General features: G+C 74.8%; 2 protein-coding genes and 1 pseudogene. 1 reads left to right on the forward strand and 2 read right to left on the reverse strand.

Going from position 1 to position 2,681, the window contains the following annotated elements:
- Together ACWEMJ_RS34045 and ACWEMJ_RS34050 are read right to left on the reverse strand one after the other, a co-directional pair.
- A pseudogene (locus ACWEMJ_RS34045) lies at positions 1 to 91 on the reverse strand (electron transfer flavoprotein subunit beta); the annotation flags it as partial.
- Between the two features lie 148 nt (positions 92 to 239).
- Entirely contained in the window at positions 240 to 1,916 is a 1,677-nt protein-coding gene (locus ACWEMJ_RS34050; RefSeq protein ID WP_452141012.1) for a methyltransferase domain-containing protein, read from the reverse strand.
- Positions 1,917 to 2,006: 90 nt separating this feature from the next.
- Between ACWEMJ_RS34050 and ACWEMJ_RS34055 the strand changes: the two genes are divergently transcribed.
- Positions 2,007 to 2,618: a helix-turn-helix domain-containing protein gene (locus tag ACWEMJ_RS34055; RefSeq protein WP_452141013.1), complete on the forward strand. Its 612-nt coding sequence runs from the start codon at positions 2,007 to 2,009 to the stop codon at positions 2,616 to 2,618.
- The last annotated feature ends 63 nt before the right edge of the window (positions 2,619 to 2,681 follow it).

Raw genomic sequence — 2,681 nt, forward strand, 5'->3', positions numbered from 1 at the left:
CCTCCCGATCGGTGGTCGCATCGTCCGCGAAGCGACGGTCACCGGTCGCGTCGGGCACGTACTTCACACAGACAACGATCCTCAAGCTCACGGCCACCTTGTCCTTTCACGGCGCAGAGGGAACTCAGTACCCCCACTAGACCACACTCCGTGCCACAGATCCACTCTTCTTTGAAGTGAGAGGGGACTCAGTGTCTTGATCGAGGGAACTGAGTGTCAGGCGAGTGGGGGTGGCCGGGTCAGGGGTTGCGGCGCAGGCGGACGGTGGAGTCGCGGTGCGGGCGGGCGTCGGGGTCGGTGACGGGGTGCTCGGGGTGGTCGTGGCGGGGGTGTTCCTCGGCGCGTTCGACGGTCCAGGCGCCGGGGGCCAGGTGCAGGGAGTCGAGCACCTCGGCGGGGGTGGGGAAGGTCATCGTGTGGTGGTGGCGGTGGTCGTGGCCGTGCTCGTGCTTGTCGTCGTTGTCGTGCTCGTGGTCGTCGTCGTGCTGGTGGCGGGCGGGGGCGACGGCGTGGCTGACGATCAGCAGGGTGCCGCCGGGGGCGACCGCGGCGGCGGCGTGCCGGAGCACCCGCTCGCGCGGGAACTCCGCGGGGGAGTGCAGGAACTGGGCGGAGACCAGGTCGTAGGAGCCGGTCGGGAAAGCGTGTGCCAGGTCGGTGCGCCGCCAGCTGATCCGGTCGGACACGCCGGCGGCGGCCGCGCGGGCGGCGGCCCGGTCGAGGGCGACCTGGGAGATGTCGACGGCGGTGACCTGCCAGCCCTGCTGGGCCAGCCAGATCGCGTCGCCGCCCTCGCCGCAGCCGAGGTCCAGGGCGTGGCCGGGGGCGAGGTCGGCGGCCTCGCGGGTCAGTGAGGCGTTGGGGCGGCCGCTCCAGATCTGCTCGCTCTCGCCGTAGCGGTTCTCCCAGAACTCGACGGCCTCGACGGCGAGCCGGGTCTCCTCGGCGACCAGGTCGGCGTTGATCGCGGCGGCGGCGCGCAGGCCGTCGGCGGCGGCGACGGCGACCTGCGCCATCGGGTCGGTCAGGTTGCCGGCCGCCCACACGCCGGCGACCTCGGTGGCGCCGGCGGGGCCGGTGGTGGCGAGGTGGTCGCCCAACGTGACGCCGTTGTGGACCAGTTCGGCGGTGCGCAGGCCGAGGCCGGCCAGGAACGGGGCCCGGACGGCGGGCCTGCCGGCGACGGCGAGGGCGTCGAAGTCGATGACGGCGCCGTCGGCGAGGCGGACGCCGGTGAGCGGCGCGCCGGGCCGGTCGGGGTCGATCTCGGGCAGGACGGCGGTGACCTTGCCGGTGTGGACGGTGACGCCCCGGGCGGCGAGTTCGCGCCGCTGCTGCTCGGTGAACGGCCCGGCGGTGTGGGCGAGCAGGGCGACCTCGGAGGTCCACTGGCGCCACAGCAGCGCCTGGTGGACGGCGAGGGCGGGCTCGGTGGCGAGCACCGCGATCCGCCGGTCGCGGGCCTCCCAGCCGTGGCAGTACGGGCAGTGCAGCACCTGGCGGCCCCAGCGCTCGGTCAGCCCGGGGACGTCGGGCAGCAGGTCGGCGGTGCCGGTGGCCAGCAGCACCCGGCGGGCGTGCGCGGCGGTGCCGTCGGACAGTTCGGCGCGGAAGGTCCCGTCCGGCTCGCGGGTCAGGCCGCGTACCTCGGCGTCGTGGAACTCGCCGCCGTACGAGGCGACTTCGGCGCGGCCCCGGGTGCGGAGCTCGGCGGGCGGCAGGCCCTCGTTGCCGAGCAGGCCGTGGATGCCCTCGGCGGGCGCGTTGCGCGGCCGGCCGGAGTCGACGACCAGGACGGAGCGGCGGGCCCGGGCCAGGACGAGGGCGCCGGCCAGTCCGGCGGCGCCGCCGCCGACGACCAGGACGTCGTGGTGGCGGGCGGAGTGCGGGTGCGAATCGCGGTGCGTGGTGGTCATGGGTCGATGGTGCGCCGCCGTTGGCCGGATTGACAAACAATGTTGCTGAGGTGGCAAATGGTAGGCAGGCCGAGCGGAAGGAGTGCCCCGGTGGGCGAGCAGGACGAGGACTTCGAGGCGGTGCTGACGGCGGTCGGGCCGCGGCTGCGGGCGATCCGGCAGCAGCGCGGCACCACGCTCGCGCAGCTCAGCGAGGAGACCGGCATCTCGGTGAGCACGCTCTCCCGCCTGGAGTCGGGCGGCCGCCGGCCCACCCTGGAGCTGCTGCTGCCGCTGGCCCGGGCGCACGGCGTGGCGCTGGACGAACTGGTGGACGCGCCGCCGACGGGCGATCCCCGGGTGCGGCTGCGCCCGTTCGTCCGGCACGGCCGGACGTACCTGCCGCTGGCCCGCAACCTCGGCGGGATGCAGGCGTACAAGATGATCGTCCCGCCGGGGAATCGGGAGGAGGTCGAGCAGCGCACCCACGAGGGCCACGAGTGGCTGTACGTGCTGTCGGGGCAGCTGCGGCTGCGGCTCGGGGAGCACGACGTGGTGCTGAAGGCGGGCGAGGCGGCCGAGTTCGACACCCGGACGCCGCACGTGTTCACCAACGCGGGCTCGACGCCGGTGGAGTTCCTGAGCCTGTTCGGGCCGCAGGGTGAGCGGGTGCACGTGCGGGCGCGGACCTCCCCCGGGCGTTCGGAGGGCGGCGCGCAGTAGTGCGGCGCCGCGCCCCGGGGTGGGCGTTCGGCGCGCCCACCACGCTCGGGTACAGCACGATGC

This window comes from Kitasatospora sp. NPDC004531, from assembly GCF_053602195.1.

Bases quoted from the DNA above. Each gene is read 5' to 3' on its own strand.
- ACWEMJ_RS34050 (WP_452141012.1), bottom strand. From the start codon at position 1,916: ATGACCACCACGCACCGCGATTCGCACCCGCACTCCGCCCGCCACCAC.